Origin of the sequence: Aeromonas sp. 2692-1, assembly GCF_013085505.1 — a bacterium.
Classification (GTDB): domain Bacteria; phylum Pseudomonadota; class Gammaproteobacteria; order Enterobacterales; family Aeromonadaceae; genus Aeromonas; species Aeromonas hydrophila.
On sequence record NZ_CP038513.1, the window covers coordinates 3,622,758 to 3,639,733 of the forward strand.

13 protein-coding genes are annotated in these 16,976 nt (G+C 64.9%); 10 read left to right on the forward strand and 3 right to left on the reverse strand.

Annotation, left to right across the window (positions count from 1 at the left end):
- Nucleotides 1-40 precede the first annotated feature (40 nt).
- Nucleotides 41-1,552, reverse strand: a complete 1,512-nt coding sequence (locus tag E5E97_RS17070) for a CoA-acylating methylmalonate-semialdehyde dehydrogenase (protein WP_118881136.1) — start codon at nucleotides 1,550-1,552, stop codon at nucleotides 41-43.
- 245 nt (nucleotides 1,553-1,797) lie between these two features.
- On the opposite strand from E5E97_RS17070, the gene E5E97_RS17075 reads away from it, so the two are divergent.
- The 9 genes from E5E97_RS17075 to E5E97_RS17115 all read left to right on the forward strand — a co-directional run bounded on the left by E5E97_RS17075 (nucleotide 1,798) and on the right by E5E97_RS17115 (nucleotide 13,791).
- On the forward strand, nucleotides 1,798-2,946 hold the full coding sequence (locus tag E5E97_RS17075) for an isovaleryl-CoA dehydrogenase (RefSeq protein ID WP_118881135.1): 1,149 nt from the start codon (nucleotides 1,798-1,800) through the stop codon (nucleotides 2,944-2,946).
- On the forward strand, nucleotides 2,943-4,544 hold the full coding sequence (locus tag E5E97_RS17080) for a carboxyl transferase domain-containing protein (RefSeq protein WP_118881134.1): 1,602 nt from the start codon (nucleotides 2,943-2,945) through the stop codon (nucleotides 4,542-4,544). The genes E5E97_RS17075 and E5E97_RS17080 overlap by 4 nt, the downstream gene beginning before the upstream one ends.
- Nucleotides 4,545-4,553: 9 nt before the next feature.
- On the forward strand, nucleotides 4,554-5,393 hold the full coding sequence (locus E5E97_RS17085) for an enoyl-CoA hydratase-related protein (RefSeq protein ID WP_118881133.1): 840 nt from the start codon (nucleotides 4,554-4,556) through the stop codon (nucleotides 5,391-5,393).
- Between the two features lie 109 nt (nucleotides 5,394-5,502).
- Nucleotides 5,503-7,467, forward strand: a complete 1,965-nt coding sequence (locus tag E5E97_RS17090; RefSeq protein ID WP_118881132.1) for a biotin carboxylase N-terminal domain-containing protein — start codon at nucleotides 5,503-5,505, stop codon at nucleotides 7,465-7,467.
- Nucleotides 7,464-8,420 carry a hydroxymethylglutaryl-CoA lyase gene (locus E5E97_RS17095; RefSeq protein WP_060389214.1) on the forward strand — a complete coding sequence of 319 codons (957 nt, stop codon included), beginning with the start codon at nucleotides 7,464-7,466 and terminating at the stop codon, nucleotides 8,418-8,420. Before E5E97_RS17090 ends, E5E97_RS17095 begins: the two co-directional genes overlap by 4 nt.
- Before the next feature lie 11 nt (nucleotides 8,421-8,431).
- Complete coding sequence (locus tag E5E97_RS17100; protein ID WP_118881130.1) at nucleotides 8,432-8,854, forward strand: MerR family DNA-binding transcriptional regulator; 423 nt, start codon at nucleotides 8,432-8,434, stop codon at nucleotides 8,852-8,854.
- Between the two features lie 37 nt (nucleotides 8,855-8,891).
- On the forward strand, nucleotides 8,892-9,653 hold the full coding sequence (locus E5E97_RS17105) for an ABC transporter substrate-binding protein (protein ID WP_118881129.1): 762 nt from the start codon (nucleotides 8,892-8,894) through the stop codon (nucleotides 9,651-9,653).
- 48 nt (nucleotides 9,654-9,701) lie between these two features.
- On the forward strand, nucleotides 9,702-12,602 hold the full coding sequence (locus E5E97_RS17110; RefSeq protein WP_171280617.1) for a DUF748 domain-containing protein: 2,901 nt from the start codon (nucleotides 9,702-9,704) through the stop codon (nucleotides 12,600-12,602).
- Between the two features lie 592 nt (nucleotides 12,603-13,194).
- Nucleotides 13,195-13,791 carry a GPR1/FUN34/YaaH family transporter gene (locus tag E5E97_RS17115; protein ID WP_011705937.1) on the forward strand — a complete coding sequence of 199 codons (597 nt, stop codon included), beginning with the start codon at nucleotides 13,195-13,197 and terminating at the stop codon, nucleotides 13,789-13,791.
- A gap of 82 nt (nucleotides 13,792-13,873) precedes the next feature.
- On the opposite strand, the gene E5E97_RS17120 is transcribed toward E5E97_RS17115, so the two are convergent.
- Together E5E97_RS17120 and E5E97_RS17125 are read right to left on the reverse strand one after the other, a co-directional pair.
- A complete protein-coding gene (locus E5E97_RS17120) occupies nucleotides 13,874-14,683 on the reverse strand; it encodes a zinc-dependent peptidase (protein ID WP_171280618.1) in 810 nt (269 codons plus the stop codon).
- 18 nt (nucleotides 14,684-14,701) lie between these two features.
- Nucleotides 14,702-15,139: a GNAT family N-acetyltransferase gene (locus tag E5E97_RS17125; RefSeq protein ID WP_171280619.1), complete on the reverse strand. Its 438-nt coding sequence runs from the start codon at nucleotides 15,137-15,139 to the stop codon at nucleotides 14,702-14,704.
- Nucleotides 15,140-15,453: 314 nt separating this feature from the next.
- Here E5E97_RS17125 and E5E97_RS17130 point away from each other — a divergent pair, with 314 nt between their 5' ends.
- Nucleotides 15,454-16,953: a sodium:alanine symporter family protein gene (locus E5E97_RS17130; protein ID WP_171280620.1), complete on the forward strand. Its 1,500-nt coding sequence runs from the start codon at nucleotides 15,454-15,456 to the stop codon at nucleotides 16,951-16,953.
- Nucleotides 16,954-16,976 lie beyond the last annotated feature (23 nt).

Sequence of the window (16,976 nt, forward strand, 5' to 3'; positions counted from 1 at the left end):
GATCCGTTTCTGTCAGTGGGTACGCCCGGGCAACCTGCCATCAGCGCAGCTGAATGGTCATGTTGGGGCCGCTGGGAATGTCTTCGTCGAACCAGCGTTCGGTGACCGTCTTGGTCTCGGTATAAAAGCGCACCGCCTGCTTGCCGTAGGCGTGCAGATCCCCGTAGAAGGAGCCACGCCAGCCGGTGAAGGAGAAAAACGGCAGCGGCACCGGGATGGGGACGTTGATCCCCACCTGGCCCACCGCCACCTCGTGACGAAACTTGCGGGCAGCAGCGCCACAGCTGGTGAAGATGGAGGTGCCGTTGCCGTAGGGGTTGTCGTTGATGAGGGCGAGCGCCTCATCGAGGCTCGCCACCTCGAGACAGGCCAGCACGGGCCCGAAGATCTCCTCCTTGTAGATGCGCATCTCGGGGGTCACGCCGCGAAACAGGGTCGGCCCCACCCAGTTGCCCACCGGGTAGCCGGGCACGTCGCAAAAACGGCCGTCCAGCAGGCACTCGGCTCCCTCGGCGATCCCCGCCTCGATGAGCCCCTCCACCCTGACTTTGGCCTCCGGGCTGATGAGGGGGCCGTAAGCAGCCTCGGGATCGTGCCAGACGCCGGGCTTCACCTTGGCGAACTCGGCGGCAAGCTCGGGGATCCACTCCCGGGCACTGCCCACGAACACCGCCACGCTGATGGCCATGCAGCGCTGACCGGCGGCGCCGACCCCGGCCCCCACCAGGTTACTCAGCACCTGCGCCTTGTTGGCATCCGGCATGACCACCATGTGGTTCTTGGCACCGACAAAGCACTGGGCCCGCTTGAGCTGGGAAGTGGCGCTGCGATAGACGTGACCGCCAACCCGGGCCGAGCCGACGAAACTGACCGCCTTGATGTCGGGATGGGCCAGCAGCGCATCCACCTGCTCGGCGCCGCCGTGCACCACCGACAGAATCCCCTTGGGGGCCCCCGCCTCGGCAAACAGCTCGGCCAGCCGCATGGGGGTGAGCGGATCCTGCTCGGAGGGCTTGAGCACGAAGCCGTTGCCGCAGGCCACCGCCAGCGGGAACATCCAGAGCGGGATCATGGCCGGAAAGTTGAAGGGGGTGATGCCAAGGCAGACCCCGAGCGGCTGCACCCAGGAGTGACCATCGACCCGCCGCGCCACGTTGCCCATGGTCTCCCCCAGGGTCTGGCTGGCGATGGCGCAGGCCTGCTCCACCACCTCGATGCCTCGCCACACATCCCCCTTGGCATCCGCCAGGTTCTTGCCGGTCTCCTGGGCCAGCAAGGCCGCCAGCTCGTCGTGATGCGTCTTCAACAGATGCTGGTAGTTGAACATCACCCGGGCCCGCTCGGAGGCCGGCACCTCCCGCCACAGCAGATAGGCGTCGTGAGCGGTGCGCACCGCCAGTTCAATTTCCGCCGAGGTGGCCTTCGGCACCCGCGCCAGTAGGCTCTGATCCGCCGGGTCGGTCACCTCGATCCACTGCTCGCTCGCGGAAGGATACGCCTCCCCGCCGATGTGCAGCGGCACGTCGCCGAACCGGGTCTGATGGTTGTTCATGGGCACTCTCTCCTTGCTGGCACATCATGGGCCGTTTGCGGACGGACCATGAGCACTCCTGTGACGGGGGCCATCACGACCGGGCAATCGCCCTTGCCGTCATGGCGCAACAAATTTACCTTAGACTAACAATCAATTTACGTTTACGCTAACGTAAACTTAAATCACAAATGGACTGACCAGTTTGGCCCCCTGTTTCAGCTCGGTCGCCAAGCTGTCACCCCCTTCATATGAGGAGAGCAAGGATGCATGCAGTGATGGACGAGACCCTGTGCGCCCTGACCGAGCAGGTCGAGGCCTTCTGCCAGAAAGTGATTGCCCCGCGAGCGGGCGACATCGATCAGAGCAATGTCTTCCCCCGCGATCTCTGGCCCCGCATGGGGGAGCTGGGTCTGCACGGCATCACGGTGGCGGAGGAGTATGACGGGGTGAACCTCGGCTATCTGGCCCACGTGCTGGTGATGGAGCAGGTGAGCCGCGCCAGCGCCTCGGTCGGCCTCTCCTACGGCGCCCACTCCAACCTCTGCATCAACCAGATCCACCGCCACGGCACGGCGGAGCAGAAAGCGCGCTACCTGCCCCCGCTGGTGAGCGGCGAGCATGTGGGGGCGCTCGCCATGAGCGAACCGGGCGCCGGCTCCGACGTGGTGAGCATGCGCCTCACCGCGGTGCGCGAGGGGGATCACTTCGTGCTCAATGGCAACAAGATGTGGATCACCAACGGCCCGGATGCCGACACCTTCGTCATCTATGCCAAGACCGATCCCGCCGCCGGCCCCAAAGGAATTTCCGCCTTTATCGTCGAGGCGGGGACTCCCGGTTTCACTACCGCCCAGAAGCTCGACAAGCTCGGCATGCGCGGCTCCAGCACCTGCGAGCTGGTGTTTGACAACTGCCGGGTGCCGCAGGAGAACCTGCTGGGCCCCTTGCACGGCGGGGTCAAGGTGCTGATGAGCGGGCTGGATTACGAGCGGGTGGTGCTGGCGGCCGGCCCCCTTGGCATCATGCAGGCCTGCATGGACGTGGTGCTGCCCTATGTGCGCGAGCGCAAGCAGTTCGGCCAAGCCATCGGCGAGTTCCAGCTGGTGCAAGGCAAACTTGCCGATATGTATACCCGCCTCGCCAGCAGCCGGGCGCTGGTCTACTCGGTGGCGAGCGCCTGCGATCAGGGCCGCACCAGCCGCAAGGATTGCGCCGCCGCCATCCTGTTTGCCGCCGAAAATGCCACCCAGATGGCGCTCGATGCCATCCAGCTGCTCGGCGGCAACGGCTACATCAACGAATACCCCACCGGCCGCCTGCTGCGGGACGCCAAGCTCTACGAGATCGGCGCCGGTACCTCGGAGATCCGCCGCTGGCTCATCGGTCGCGAGCTGATGGGAGATAACGCATGAGCAGGCTCCACTCCCGCCTCGACACCGCCAGTCCCGACTATGAGGCCAATCGGGCCGCCATGCAGGCCCTGGTCGACGATCTCAATGCCCGCCTGGAGGAGATAGCCTTGGGCGGGGGCGCAGCCAACAACGCCCGCCATCAGGCCCGTGGCAAGCTGCTGCCCCGCGAGCGCATCAACCAGTTGCTGGACCCGGGCTCCCCGTTTCTCGAGCTCTCGGCGCTGGCCGGCTGGCAGGTCTATGACGAGCCGGTGCCCGCCGCCGGCATCATCACCGGCATCGGCCGGGTCTCTGGGCGCCTGTGCATGCTGGTGGTGAACGATGCCACCGTGAAGGGCGGCACCTACTACCCGCTCACGGTGAAAAAGCACCTGCGTGCCCAGGCCATCGCCGAGCGGCTGCGCCTCCCTTGCCTCTATCTGGTGGATTCTGGCGGGGCCTTTTTGCCAATGCAGGACGAGGTGTTCCCCGACCGGGATCACTTTGGCCGCATCTTCTACAACCAGGCCCGCATGTCGGCCCAGAACATCCCCCAGCTGGCGGTGGTGATGGGGCTCTGCACTGCCGGTGGCGCCTACGTGCCCGCCATGGCGGACGAGTCGATCATGGTCAGGGAGCAGGCCACCATCTTTCTGGCGGGGCCGCCGCTGGTCAAGGCCGCCACCGGCGAGGAGATCAGCGCCGAGGCGCTGGGCGGCGCCGAGGTGCACTGCGCCCACTCCGGGGTGGCGGATCACATGGCCCGTGACGATGGCCACGCACTGGTCATCGCCCGTACTCTGGTGACCCACCTGGGGAGCGAACCGGTAGAGACCAGCCCCGGCTATGAGCCCCCCTGCTACCCCATCGAAGATCTCTACGGCCTGGTGGGCACCAGCCTCAAGCGCCCCTATGACGCACGGGAGCTGATCGCCCGGCTGGTGGATGGTTCGGACTTTGACGAATTCAAGGCGCTGTTCGGCACCACACTGGTGACCGGCTTTGCCCGGATCTGCGGCATGCCGGTGGGGATCCTCGCCAACAATGGCGTGCTGCACAGCGACAGTGCCCAGAAAGGGGCCCACTTCATCCAGCTTTGCAACCGGCGCGCCATCCCGCTGCTCTTTTTGCAAAACATCACCGGCTTTATGGTGGGAAGCCAAGCTGAGCGCGAAGGGATCGCCAAGCATGGCGCCAAACTGGTCACCGCCGTGGCCTGCAGCCGGGTGCCCAAGATCACCCTGATCGTCGGCGGCAGCTTTGGTGCCGGCAACTACGGCATGTGTGGGCGCGCCTACGACCCCGATTTTCTGTTCAGCTGGCCCAACAGCCGCATCTCAGTCATGGGGGGCGAGCAGGCGGCCGGGGTGCTGGTGCAGGTGCGCCGGGACAAGCTGGCGGCCGAGGGCAAACCATTGAGCGAGCAGGAGGCGACCGCCATCCGCGTCCCGGTGATCGAGCAGTATGAGCGTCAGGGTCACCCCTACTACGCCAGCGCTCGCCTGTGGGATGACGGCGTCATCGACCCGGCCCAGAGTCGCACCGTGCTGGCGCTGGCGCTGGCGGCCTGTCAGGGGGCCGAGACCGGCCCGGAACAGTACGGCATCTTCCGGATGTAAGGAGTTCACATGTCCGATCCACTCAGTCACGCTCTCCAGCCCGGTTTTCGGCTGGAGCGACACGGCCCGCTGGCCGAGCTGGTGCTCGACCGCCCGGCCCGCCACAACGCCTTTGACGCCGACCTCATGCTGGGGCTGCTCGACTGCCTCGACGAGCTGGCCCACACCCACGGCCAGACCCTTGCCGATCGCCCCCACGCCTTGCTGCTGCGGGCCGAAGGCAAACACTTCTGCGCCGGCGCCGACCTCAACTGGATGCGCAACCTGGCTCATGCCGATTTCGAGCACAACCGGGAAGACGCCCGGGTGCTGGCCCGGCTGATGCAAACCCTGGACGAGCTCCCTTTCCCTACGGTGGCGCTGGTACAGGGCGCCGCCTACGGCGGAGCGCTCGGCCTCATCTGCGCCTGCGATCTGGTGCTGGCCGCCGATGACGCCCGCTTCTGCCTCTCCGAGGTGAGCCTCGGGCTGGTGCCCGCAGTGATCAGCCCCTACGTGGTGCGCGCCATGGGGATGCGCCAGGCCCGCGCCCTGATGCTCTGCGCCGAACCGTTCGATGCGGTGACCGCCTGCCGGCTCAATGTGGCACACCGGCGCTGCCCGCCGGATCAGCTGCTGGCCGAAGGACGCGCGCAGGCCCTGCGCCTGTGCCGCAACGGGCCGGAAGCGATGAAAGAGACCAAGCGGCTGCTGGCCGCCCTCGAGAGCCACGGCGCCAGCCTGCACGAAGAGAAAACCGTCGAGACCATCGCCCGGGTACGGGTCGGTCTCGAAGCCCAGGAGGGGATGCAAGCCTTCTTCGATAAACGACCTCCCGCCTGGCGCCCCCGTTTCAAGGACGAAGCATGACTCAATACCACCCCATCAAGCGCTTGCTGATCGCCAACTGTGCTCAATATAACTGGCGTGTGGATCAACACGCTTCGCACTTGTACGCCTTGAACAACAGGGAGTCAGCATGACCCATCACACTCCAATTAAGCGCCTGCTGATCGCCAACCGCGGCGAAATCGCCGTGCGCATCATCAAGACCGCTCGGCGCCTCGGCATTCACACCATCGCCCTCTACTCGGACGCCGACGCCCGCGCCATGCATGTGCGGGAAGCCGACGAAGCCTGGCATCTGGGGCCGGCCCCCGCCCGGGAGAGCTACCTCGACACCGGCAAGGTGCTGCGCATCGCCCAGCAGGCCAACGCCGACGCCATCCACCCGGGCTACGGTTTTCTGTCCGAAAACAGCGACTTTGCCACCGCCTGCGAGCAGCGAGGCTTACGCTTCATCGGGCCAAGCGGCGCCGCCATCCTCGCCATGGGCGACAAGTCGGGCGCCAAGGCGCTGATGCAGGCAGCCGGCGTGCCGGTGCTGCCCGGTTATCACGGCGCGGATCAGCACCCCGACTTTTTGCGCGATCAGGCGAGCCAGGTGGGCTTTCCGCTCCTTATCAAGGCGGCCAGCGGCGGCGGTGGCAAGGGAATGCGTCGGGTCGATCAGCTGGCCGACTTTGACGACGCCCTGGCGGCGGTCAAGCGGGAGGCAAGCGCCGCCTTCGGTGACGACCACGTGCTGCTGGAGCGCTATCTCGCCCGCGCCCGCCACGTGGAGGTGCAGGTGTTTGCCGATACCCTTGGCAACGCCATCTATCTGGGAGACCGGGACTGCTCGTTGCAGCGCCGCCATCAGAAGGTGATCGAAGAGGCACCCGCCCCCGACATCGCACCGGCACTGCGCCGTGCCATGGGCGAAGCCGCCGTCGCCGCTGCCCGGGCCATCACATATCGGGGAGCCGGCACCATCGAGTTTCTGCTGTGCGGGGAGGAGTTCTTCTTCATGGAGATGAACACCCGGCTGCAGGTGGAGCACCCGGTCACCGAGGCCGTCACCGGCCAGGATCTGGTGGCCTGGCAGCTGGCGGTGGCCGAAGGCAAGCCGCTGCCGCTCACCCAGGAGGACGTGGTGCTGCGCGGCCACGCGGTGGAGGCGCGCCTCTACGCCGAAGACGTGGCCGCCGGTTTTCTGCCCGCCAGCGGCCCCATCAATTGGCTCCACTGGCCGACCGGCGTGCGCATCGACACCGGCGTCGGCGCTGGCGATGCGGTGAGCCCCTATTACGACCCCATGATCGCCAAGCTGATCGCCCACGCACCGAGCCGCAACGAGGCCTTTGCCAGCCTGGCCGACGCGCTGGCGGCGCTGGAACTCGGCCCCTTGGTGCACAACGGCCCGCTCTTGCTGCGTCTGTGCGAAGAGCCTGAGGTGCTGGCCATGGGCCATCACACCCAGTGGCCCATTCCCACCGACGCTCTGCCCATCCCGGCGCTCGCCTGGCCGCTCGCCGCGCTCTGGCTCGCAACTCGCGAGCACGGCGCCTCCCCCTGGCAACAGGCCGCGGGCTTTCGGCTGGGCCCCACCCGCAGCTTTAGCGCAGCGGTGCGCATCGGCGAGGAGGCCCGCGTGCTGACCCTCGCCGAGCGGGCAGGCAGCCTGCTCTGGCAGGGTGAGCAGATCCCGTTCGAGCTCGGGGCGGATCAGATCCGTCTGCAGCAGGCCGGCAGCTGGCAGCGCTACCCGCTGCACGCCCTCGGCGAGGGCGACTATCTGCTGCACCTGGCGGGCAGGCGCATCCGCTTCTCGGTCGATGATCTGCATCATCAGCTGCACCATGATCCCCAGACCGGCGACGCCCCCGGCATCCTGGCCCCCATGCACGGCATCGTCGTGGCGTTGCAGGTCGAGGCCGGCCAGCCGGTCAGCAAGGGGCAACCCCTGCTGGTGCTGGAGGCGATGAAGATGGAGCACGTACTCAAGGCCGACCGGGATGGGGTGATCGAGGCACTGCAGTGCCGCCAGGGCGAACAGGTGAGTCAGGGCGCACTGCTGGTGCGCTTTGCCGAACAGCATACCGCGCAGGAGGAGCGCTCATGAGCCGAGCACAGGAGAGCCGGGACGACAAGGTCAGCCTGGTGGAGATGGGGCCGCGGGACGGCCTGCAAAATGAAGCCGCCACCCTCTCGCTGGTGCAGCGGCTGGAGCTCATCGCCCGCCTGGCCGAGAGCGGGCTGCAGCGCATCGAGGTGGGCGCCTTCGTGTCGCCCAAGAAGGTGCCGCAGATGGCGGATTCCGCCGCACTGTTCAACGCCCTGCCGCGCAGGGGGCCGACCCGCTATGGCGCCCTGGTGCCCAATCTGCAGGGTCTGCAGGCCGCCATTGCCGCCCGCGCCGACGAGATAGGCCTCTTCACCGCCTGCTCCGACGGCTTTACTCAGGCCAACATCGGCATCAGCGTGGAGGAGTCGCTGGTGCGCTTCGCCCCGCTGGTGCAGGAGGCGCGCAGCCTCGGCATCAAGGTGCGCGGCTACCTCTCCACCGTCATCGCCTGCCCGTTCGATGGCCCGACCCGGCCCAAGCGGGTCGCCGCCATGGCCGAGCGACTGCTGGATCTGGGTTGCCACGAGATATCGCTCGGCGACACCATCGGCGTCGGCACCCCGGGCACGGTGGCCCCCATGCTGGATGCGGTGCTGCACGAGATCCCGGCCGGCCGGCTCGCGGTCCATTTTCACGACACCTATGGCCAGGGCCTGGCCAACCTGCTGCCGGCGCTGGAGCGCGGCATCCGCACCATCGACAGCTCGGTGGCCGGGCTCGGCGGCTGCCCCTATGCCCCCGGCGCCTCCGGCAACGTCGCCTCGGAGGAGGTGGTCTACCTGCTGCACGGCCTTGGCATGAGCACCGGCGTCGATCTCGACCAGCTGGCTGCCACCGGCCAGTGGGTGAGCGAGCAGCTCGGCCGCCCCAACGGCTCACGGGTCGGCCGGGCCCTGCACGCCAATGCCGAGCGGCTGCGCACCCGGCTGTGCCAGCCATCCCCGCAATAAGGAGCCCCGCCATGTCCAATACCCTCGCCCACGGGCTCACCGGCAAGGAGGTGACCTACAGCATCTCCGAGCTGGCCCACGAGTTCGACATCACGCCGCGCACCATCCGCTACTACGAGGACGAGGGGCTCATCACCCCGACTCGGGAGGGGCAGACCCGCATCTACAGCCACAAGGACAAGATCCGGCTCAAGCTGACCCTGCGCGGCAAGCGGCTGGGGTTTAGCCTGGCGGAGATCCGCGAGCTGTTCGACATGTATGACACCGACCGCTCCAGCAAGACCCAGCTCAACTCCATGATCCAGCTCATCGAGGCCAAGCGTCACTCCCTGCACCAGCAGCTGGAGGATATCCAGATGGTGATGGCCGAGCTGGAGGCGGCCGAGCAGCGCTGTGTTAATTCCCTTAACAGCTTGAAAACCAGCGCAGATTAACCGAATCTGGGATCATCTCTGCCTCCTGGGAGACCCCATGAAACGCTGGTGCTGGTTGTTGCTGCTGCTCTGCTGTACGGCATGGGGCCACCCGCTGATCCGGGTCGGTGGCTACCCCTATGCTCCCTTCGTCGTCAAGGACGACAGCGGCCACTATCGCGGGCTGACCCTGGATCTCATCGCCCTGCTCAACGACATCCAGCAGGATGTGCACTTCGTGTTCGTACCCACCTCGGCCCCCCACCGCTACAAGGCGCTGGCCCTCGGCCGCTTCTCGCTGATGCTGTTCGAAGATATCCGCTGGGACTGGAATGCCGATCAGGTGCGCATCAGCCGTCCGCTGCTGCTGGGCGGCGAGCGCTACGTCGCCCTCAAGGCGCCGGGGCGGGATCAATCCTTCTTTGACAACCTGGCGCAACGCCAGCTGATCGGGGTCAGTGGCTATCACTACGGCATCGCCGATTTCGACGCCACCGCGAGCACCCTGAAGCAGCGCTTCAATATCACCCTGGTCAAGGACAACATCAGCGCCCTGCAGGGGCTGTTCAAAGGGCGCGGCGAGGTGGCCATCCTCAACCTCTCCTACCTCAACCAGTTCGACAAGGAGTACCCCGAGCAGGCCGACCAGTTGCTGCGCTCCAACCGGTGGGATCAGCAGTATGAGCTGCGCGCCCTGCTCAGTCCGGACGCCGGGATCTCGGTACAGCAGCTGGAACAGTGGCTGACGCAGCTGAAAGAGAGCGGGAAATTGGCAAGCCTTTGGACAAAGTACGGCGTACAGCATCAAGTGGCACCATGATCATGCCCTGAAAGTTTGTTACCCTATGCGCATCAATTGGAGACCCTCATGCCCAAGCCTCTGCGTGCCCGTCTGCTGCGCTACGCCCTCTACCTCTGCGCCGCCCTGCTGCTCTCCCTGCTTATTCTGCTATGGCAAGCCCCCACGCTGACCCAGCGCCACCTGCCGAGCTGGCTGGCCAAACACTACGGCCTGCACCTGAGCCTGGGGGAGATCGACGTCGGCCTGCGCCACCCCTCCCTCGCCATCGGCCCCACCACCCTGTTCGATGACCAGCAGCAGCCCCTCGTCGCCTTCGAGCGCCTGCAGCTCACCCCCTTGATTGGGGAAAGCTGGCGCCAGCATGCCCTGATCCTCGACGAGGCGCGCCTCGTCAAGCCAACCGTCAACCTGGTGCGGCTGGCGGATCAAGGCAAAACCGTTCGCTTCAATCTGACCGAAGCGCTGGCCAGCCTGCTCGCGCCAAGTGACGCCGCGACCACCGACAGCGGTGCCCCCTTGCTGGTGCAGATCAACCAACTGGCGGCAGAGCAGGGTCACATCGCCTATCAGGACAGCCGCAAGCAGAGCAGCCCCGGCTGGGTGCCCACCCTGACCCTGAGCGGACTCGACCTGCAACTGCCGACCTTCTCCACCGCCCCTGGCCGCGCCAACCCCTTCGTGCTCGCCGCCACCCTCAACCAGCAGAGCCCGCTCAACGCGAGCGGCGAGCTCGACATCATGAGCGGCGCCGGCAAGGGGAAGATCAGCCTCGGCAAGCTGGCGCTCGCCCCCTTCGCCCCGCTCTGGGCCCCTTATCTCGACATCAAGCTGGCCAAGGGCGAGGCCAACGCCGAGCTTGCCTACCAGATAGCCGAGGGCAAGCAGGGGCTGAGCTGGCAGCTATCCAAGGGCAAGTTGACCCTCAATGACTGGCAGCTCCAGCGTCGCAAGGGCGGCGAATTTGCCCGCTTCAAGCAGCTGGCGCTGATCGGCATCGCACTCGACGGCAACAAGCAGGCGCTGCAGATAGACCGGCTGGCGCTCAAGGCGCCGGCCGTCAGCGCGGTGCTCGATGCCAATCAGCAGCTGGATCTGGCGACCCTGCTGCTCCCCCAGCCGCCGGTCAACACCAGTAAAGCCGCCAAACCGGCGGCGCCGGGCCAACCCTGGCGCTGGAGCCTCAAGCAGACTCGCATCGAACAGGGCCAGCTCAATCTGACCGAATCGAGCAGCGGCAAACCGCTGCTGCGCGAGCTCTCCGCCCTGACGCTGACCATGGGTCCGCTGGGCAGTCAGAGCGGGCAGAGCAGCCCGCTCACCTTGAGCGGGGCGCTCAACAACCAGGCGAAACTGGACTTTGACGGCGACCTCGCCCTCACCCCCTTCAGCCTCAACGGCGAGATCAAGCAACAGGGCCTGCCGCTCAGCTGGGCCCAACCCTATCTGCAGGATCTGCTGCGCATCAGCGTGCGCGACGGCCAGCTTGCCAGCCGCACCAAGCTGGCGCTGGCCACCGATGCCAAGGGGGCATTGAGCAAGCTGGAGTTGAGCGGCGGGCTCGATATCGAGCGGCTCAACGTGCTGGATCGGGCCGACAACCAGCGCCTGCTGCAAATTGAGCAGTTGCAGCTGAGCGGCCTGCACTACGACGGCATCAGCCAGCAGGTGAAGATCGATGACATCCTGCTGCGCAAACCCTTCGCCCGCATCGAGATCAACGAAGACAGGGTTACCAACGTGCAGCAACTGCTGTTGCCGCAACCCGCCACGGCCAAGCCCGCCAGCAGCGGACCGGCCCCCCGCGTCAGCATCGCCCAGGTGCGCACCGAGCAGGGCAATCTGCGCTTTGCCGATCGCAGCCTGAGCCCGGAATTCGTGGTGGACATCGCCGCCCTCAGCGGCCAGAGCCGCCACATCAGCAACATCCCCGGCCAGCGCTCCGAGCTGGCCTTCAACGGCAAGGTGGATCGCTACGCCCCGGTGACCATCCGCGGCGGCACCAATCTGCTGATCGAGCAGCCGGTACTGGACGTGGCCGTCACCTTCAACAACCTGGAGCTCACCACCTTCACCCCCTACTCCAGCACCTACGCCGGCTATGCCATCGACAAGGGGCAGCTCTCCATGAAGCTCAACTACCAGTTGCAGGGCAACCGGCTGGAGGGGGACAACGACATCACCATCAAGAAACTGCAGCTGGGGGAAAAGGTGAAAAGCGAACAGGCCAAGGATCTGCCGCTGGGACTGGCTGTCGCCCTTCTGAGCGATGCCAACGGCGTCATCCAGATGAACCTGAAGGTGAAGGGCAACCTGGATCAGCCGGACTTCAGCCTCGGCAACATCTTCTGGGATGTGCTCGGCAACACCCTGCGCAAGGCCGTCACCTCCCCCTTCTCGCTGCTCGCCTCCCTGGCGGGCGGCAGCGAGGATCTCGATGAGCTGCCCTTCCTGCCCGGTGAGCCCGATCTCACCCCCACCCAGCAGGAGAAGCTGGCCAAACTGGCGCAGGCCCTCAAGGACAGGCCCAAGCTCAGCATGAACATTCGCGGCAAGGTCAACTTCAACGAGGAGCGCCCCATCCTGCAGCGCCAGAAGCTGGAGCGAGTGCTGGCCAAGATCACCGGCGGCCCGGTGGACCTCGAACTGCTGGAGCAGGACCCCGCCATGCAATCGGCGCTGGCACAAGCTTATGAGGCCCGTTTCAACGAAGATCTCGGCGATCTGGCCGATCGGCTGAAACTCGATGAAGAGAGCCCGGCCCTGCGCACCCAGGCGGTTCTCCTGCTGCGGGATCAGCAGCTCATCACCGCCAAGTCCCTGCGCAATCTGGCCATGCGCCGCGCCCAGAACACCAAGGAGTTTCTGGTGGACCGCCAGGGGATCGCACCGGAGCGGCTGTTCGTGCTGGACAGCCAGGTCAAGGAGGCCGACAAGGAGGCCAAGGTGGTGCTGACCCTGGACGATTAAGCCGCTCTGACCTCAGCCTCACCTTCCCCTTGCTTCGACCAGCCACTGGCTCTCTCGGCAATTCAGCCACCGCACGGCCACGCCTGCGCGCGGTGACACAGCCACAGCCACTTATCGGCCAAGATTTTCTCACTCAGCCCCCTAGCCTGCGGTCACTTCACACCTCAGCGTCCTAAGCGAACCAGTCCGGCACAAAGGCCCCTGCTCGACCTTGTCGATGCTGTGAGCAGACAGCTTGGCCGTTTGCCTTAATCAAGCAATGAACATCTCTTGTCTGATGGCATATGAGAGCAATTTTTAGCCTACGATGTACTCGGGCTTGGCAATGGGCATCCCGTTGACGGCACTGCTCAGCCCATCGGTCAGATTTGTATGAAACTTTCAGAATCGTGCTACTCAATACAATTTATCAACCTTGTCGGCACCATTCATTCACCTGTCATCTACCTGGATCGCACGAATGGTCAGTCAGGTAAAAAATCCCGTTATTTTTTTACCGTTTCGACCATTTCCCCCCTTGCCCAGCGCCAAGAGCCTGCCTAAAATCGCGCGTCTTTTATCAACCCCCACCTCTATTTTTGGAGAACGCCACGTGAGCGAAAAATTGGCCAACCCTGCCCCTCTGGGTCTGATGGGTTTTGGTATGACCACCATTCTGCTGAACATCCATAACGCAGGTTTCTTCCCCATCAGCGCCATGATCCTGGCCATGGGCCTGTGCTATGGCGGTCTGGCCCAGATCATCGCCGGTATCATGGAGTACAAGCGCGGCAACACCTTCGGTGTGACTGCCTTCATCTCCTACGGCACCTTCTGGTGGAGCCTGGTGTTCCTGCTGGTGATGCCGACCATGGGTCTGGCCGAGGCCACCCCGCACGCCTACATGGGCTGGTACCTGCTGATGTGGGGCATGTTCACCCTGTTCATGCTGATCGGGACCGTCAACTACCCGCGCGTGAAGCAGTTCGTGTTCGCCTCCCTGACCGTGCTGTTCTTCCTGCTGGCCGCCCGTGACTTCACCGGCAGCACCCTGATCGGCACCATCGCCGGTTTCGAAGGCATCATCTGTGGCGCCAGCGCCATCTACCTGGCCATGGCCACCGTGATCAACGAGCAGTTCGGCCGCACCGTGATGCCGATCGGCGATCACAAGAAAGCCGCCGCCGTTCAGCTCAAAGCCGCTGCCTAAGCACCCGGCCGATACAGCTGTCACGAAAAAGGCACCCCGCGGGGTGCCTTTTTGTTGGGCGCGATTTACCAGGATCGCCCGGCTAGCCGTGATACTCGGGCTCCCCCGCCAGCAGCCGGGTGGCCGGAAAACGCGCGGCCGGTTGCTGACCGAAGAAGCGGGTAAACTGCTGATACACCGCCGGATAGGTGTCGCGCAGGCGCAGTGGATCGGTGAAAAAGCACTCGCTGCACACCGCAAAAAATTCGGCCGGGTGCGAGGCGGCGTAAGGATCGATGGCGGTAGGCTCGTGGCGATCCAGCTGCCCCTGCATGTCATCGAATGCCGCCTGCAGCGCATCGGTCCACTGGCGCGGATCCATGCCCGCCGGCAGTGGCGGCGCCCCGTCAGCCTCCCCTCCCAGCATGTCGAGCTTGTGGGTCAGCTCGTGGATCACCAGATTGAAGCCGTCCCAGTCCCCATCCTGCTGCAGCTCGCTCCAGGCCAGCACCAACGGCCCCTGCGGCCAGGATTCGCCGGCGTTCTCCTCTTCAACCTCGCTCACCAGCCCGAACTCGTCCTGCACCTGCTGGCGGCGCACCACCGGCTCGGGGATCAGGATGATCTCGTGAAAGCCCCGATACCAGTCGAGCCCCAGATGCAAAATGGGCAGCGCCGCCTGCAACGCCAGCACCGCCTGCTGACGGGGAGTGAGCGACACCCCGATCTGGGTCAAGGTCTTGCGGGCCAGCAGCTGCTGCGCCAGCCCGATCAGGGTCTGCTCCTCCTCCCGGGAAAAACCCTGCAAAATGGGCACCGCAGCCAGGGCCTGCTGCCACTCCAGCGCACCAGGCCCATTGTCATCTTGCCGGGACGCACCACCAAACACACTTCGTAAGCGAGACCAGAACACGCAGACTCCTCTTGCTGATCAGACTGTTTTCACAAACCGTTTCGGACGCTCGACATACCCTTGCGCCAGATAGAAGCGATGGGCCCCTTCCCGCTTGAGGCTGCTGGAAAGCTCCAGCTGGCTGCAACCCTGCGCTCGCGCCCGCTCCTCTGCCGCCGCCAGCAGGGCGGCGCCGACGCCGCATCCCCTTGCACCCTCATCGACAACCAGCGCCGAGATCAGGCCCCACGCTGGTGCAACATGCAGCGGGCTGAGCCAGTGCCACACCAGCACGCCGGCTATCGCGTCCTCCAGGCAGGCCACCAGCACCTCGCGGGCCGGATCCGGCGCCAGCCAGCGATCCCCAAGCACCTGCGGGCTGACCGGATAACCCAGCTGGCCGAACAGGTCGGCCATGGCGGCCGTATCCTCGGCACACGCCGGGCGGATCATCGCGATTTCTTGCTCCATCTTCATCCTTGGCCTTGATTTTGCTCTCCCTCTCCCGCCGCAAAGGGCCGACGAAAGAGGAGATGATACCGGGCCGGCACCGCATTCTGTCCAGTTGCACCGGCCATTTGTTAATGTCAATTCACAAATTAACAAGATAACAACATATTTCGCTGGGAAGCCCCAACACAAATCGATATGTTAAAACCCGCGGACTGGCCAGTGGAAACATCCACCGACCCGTCCCACACCATAACGAGTGACCCGAGGGTCACCACCTATTTGAGGGAGCGGGGCACAGACCCCGCCAACAAGACAGCACAACAAAGGAGTTGTTGTACATGAATGAGATCGTCAATGCCATCAATGGTGTGATTTGGAGCCCGGCGCTCATCTATCTGTGTCTGGGGGTAGGCCTCTACTTCTCCCTGCGCAGCCGCTTTTTGCAACTGCGTCACATCAAGGAGATGATCCGGCTGATGTTTGATGGCAAGAGCACGGATGCGGGCGTCTCCTCCTTCCAGGCGCTGGCCATGACCCTGGCCGGCCGGGTGGGTACCGGCAACATCGCCGGGGTCGCCACCGCCATCACCTTCGGCGGCCCGGGTGCCATGTTCTGGATGTGGATGGTGGCCTTCCTCGGCTCCAGCTCCGCCTTCGTGGAGTCCACCCTGGGTCAGGTCTACAAGGAGAAGATCAACGGCGAATACCGCGGCGGCCCCGCCTTCTACATCGAGAAAGGGCTCGGCATGAAGTGGTACGCCTGGACGTTCGCCATCGCCACCATCTTTGCCTGCGGCGTATTGCTGCCGGGGGTACAGGCCAACTCCATCGGTGCCAGCCTGCAGACCGCGTTTGATATCGATCCGAACGTCACCGCCGCCGGTCTGGCGCTGCTGCTCGGCTTCATCATCTTCGGCGGCGTCAAGCGCATCGCCAACTTCGCCAGTACCGTGGTGCCCTTCATGGCGCTCGGCTATATCATCGTCGCCTGCGTCATCATCGCCCTCAATATCCACGCCCTGCCCGGCGTGATCCTGCTGATCTGGAAGAGTGCCTTCGGCTTTGATGCCGGCTTCGGCGCCATTCTGGGTCTGGCCATCATGTGGGGGGTCAAGCGCGGGGTCTACTCCAACGAAGCGGGTCAGGGGACCGGGCCGCACGCCTCCTCTGCCGCCGCGGTAAGCCACCCGGCCAAACAGGGTCTGGTGCAGGCGTTCTCCGTCTACATCGATACCCTGTTCGTCTGCTCCGCCACCGGCTTTATGCTGCTCATCACCGGCCTCTACAACGTGCAGGGTCCGGACGGTGCCGCTCTCTACACCGGCATCGCCGGCGTGGCCGCGGGCCCGGGTTACGTGCAGACCGCCATGGAGAGCATGATGCCTGGCTTTGGCAGCATGTTCGTGGCCATCGCGCTGTTCTTCTTCGCGTTCACCACCATCGTTGCCTACTACTACATCGCCGAGACCAACATCGCCTACATCAACCGCAAGGTGAACCGTCCCTGGCTGACCTTCGTGCTGAAATTGACCCTGATGGCCTCCACCGTCTATGGCACAGTGAAAACCGCCGAGCTCGCCTGGGGCATGGGTGACATAGGCGTCGGGCTGATGGCCTGGCTCAACATCATCGCCATCCTGCTGCTGCAAAAGACCGCCTTTGCCTGCCTGCGCGACTATGAAGCGCAGCAAGCCAAGGGGCTGGATCCGGTGTTCCACCCGGAGAAACTCGGCATCAAGAACGCCGACTACTGGGCCGGTCACCGCTCCGAAGACAACCTGGAGCAGGAAAAATCCGGTCACTCCTTCGAACCGGACCAGGATCGCAAGATCTCCTGATCGCGCACCACTCCCCAACAAAG

Excerpts from the sequence above, each read along its gene's own strand:
- E5E97_RS17070 (WP_118881136.1), bottom strand. The coding sequence starts at position 1,552 with ATGAACAACCATCAGACCCGGTTCGGCGACGTGCCGCTGCACATCGGC.
- E5E97_RS17075 (WP_118881135.1), top strand. The coding sequence starts at position 1,798 with ATGCATGCAGTGATGGACGAGACCCTGTGCGCCCTGACCGAGCAGGTC.
- E5E97_RS17080 (WP_118881134.1), top strand. The coding sequence starts at position 2,943 with ATGAGCAGGCTCCACTCCCGCCTCGACACCGCCAGTCCCGACTATGAG.
- E5E97_RS17085 (WP_118881133.1), top strand. The coding sequence starts at position 4,554 with ATGTCCGATCCACTCAGTCACGCTCTCCAGCCCGGTTTTCGGCTGGAG.
- E5E97_RS17090 (WP_118881132.1), top strand. The coding sequence starts at position 5,503 with ATGACCCATCACACTCCAATTAAGCGCCTGCTGATCGCCAACCGCGGC.
- E5E97_RS17095 (WP_060389214.1), top strand. The coding sequence starts at position 7,464 with ATGAGCCGAGCACAGGAGAGCCGGGACGACAAGGTCAGCCTGGTGGAG.
- E5E97_RS17100 (WP_118881130.1), top strand. The coding sequence starts at position 8,432 with ATGTCCAATACCCTCGCCCACGGGCTCACCGGCAAGGAGGTGACCTAC.
- E5E97_RS17105 (WP_118881129.1), top strand. The coding sequence starts at position 8,892 with ATGAAACGCTGGTGCTGGTTGTTGCTGCTGCTCTGCTGTACGGCATGG.
- E5E97_RS17110 (WP_171280617.1), top strand. The coding sequence starts at position 9,702 with ATGCCCAAGCCTCTGCGTGCCCGTCTGCTGCGCTACGCCCTCTACCTC.
- E5E97_RS17125 (WP_171280619.1), bottom strand. The coding sequence starts at position 15,139 with ATGAAGATGGAGCAAGAAATCGCGATGATCCGCCCGGCGTGTGCCGAG.
- E5E97_RS17130 (WP_171280620.1), top strand. The coding sequence starts at position 15,454 with ATGAATGAGATCGTCAATGCCATCAATGGTGTGATTTGGAGCCCGGCG.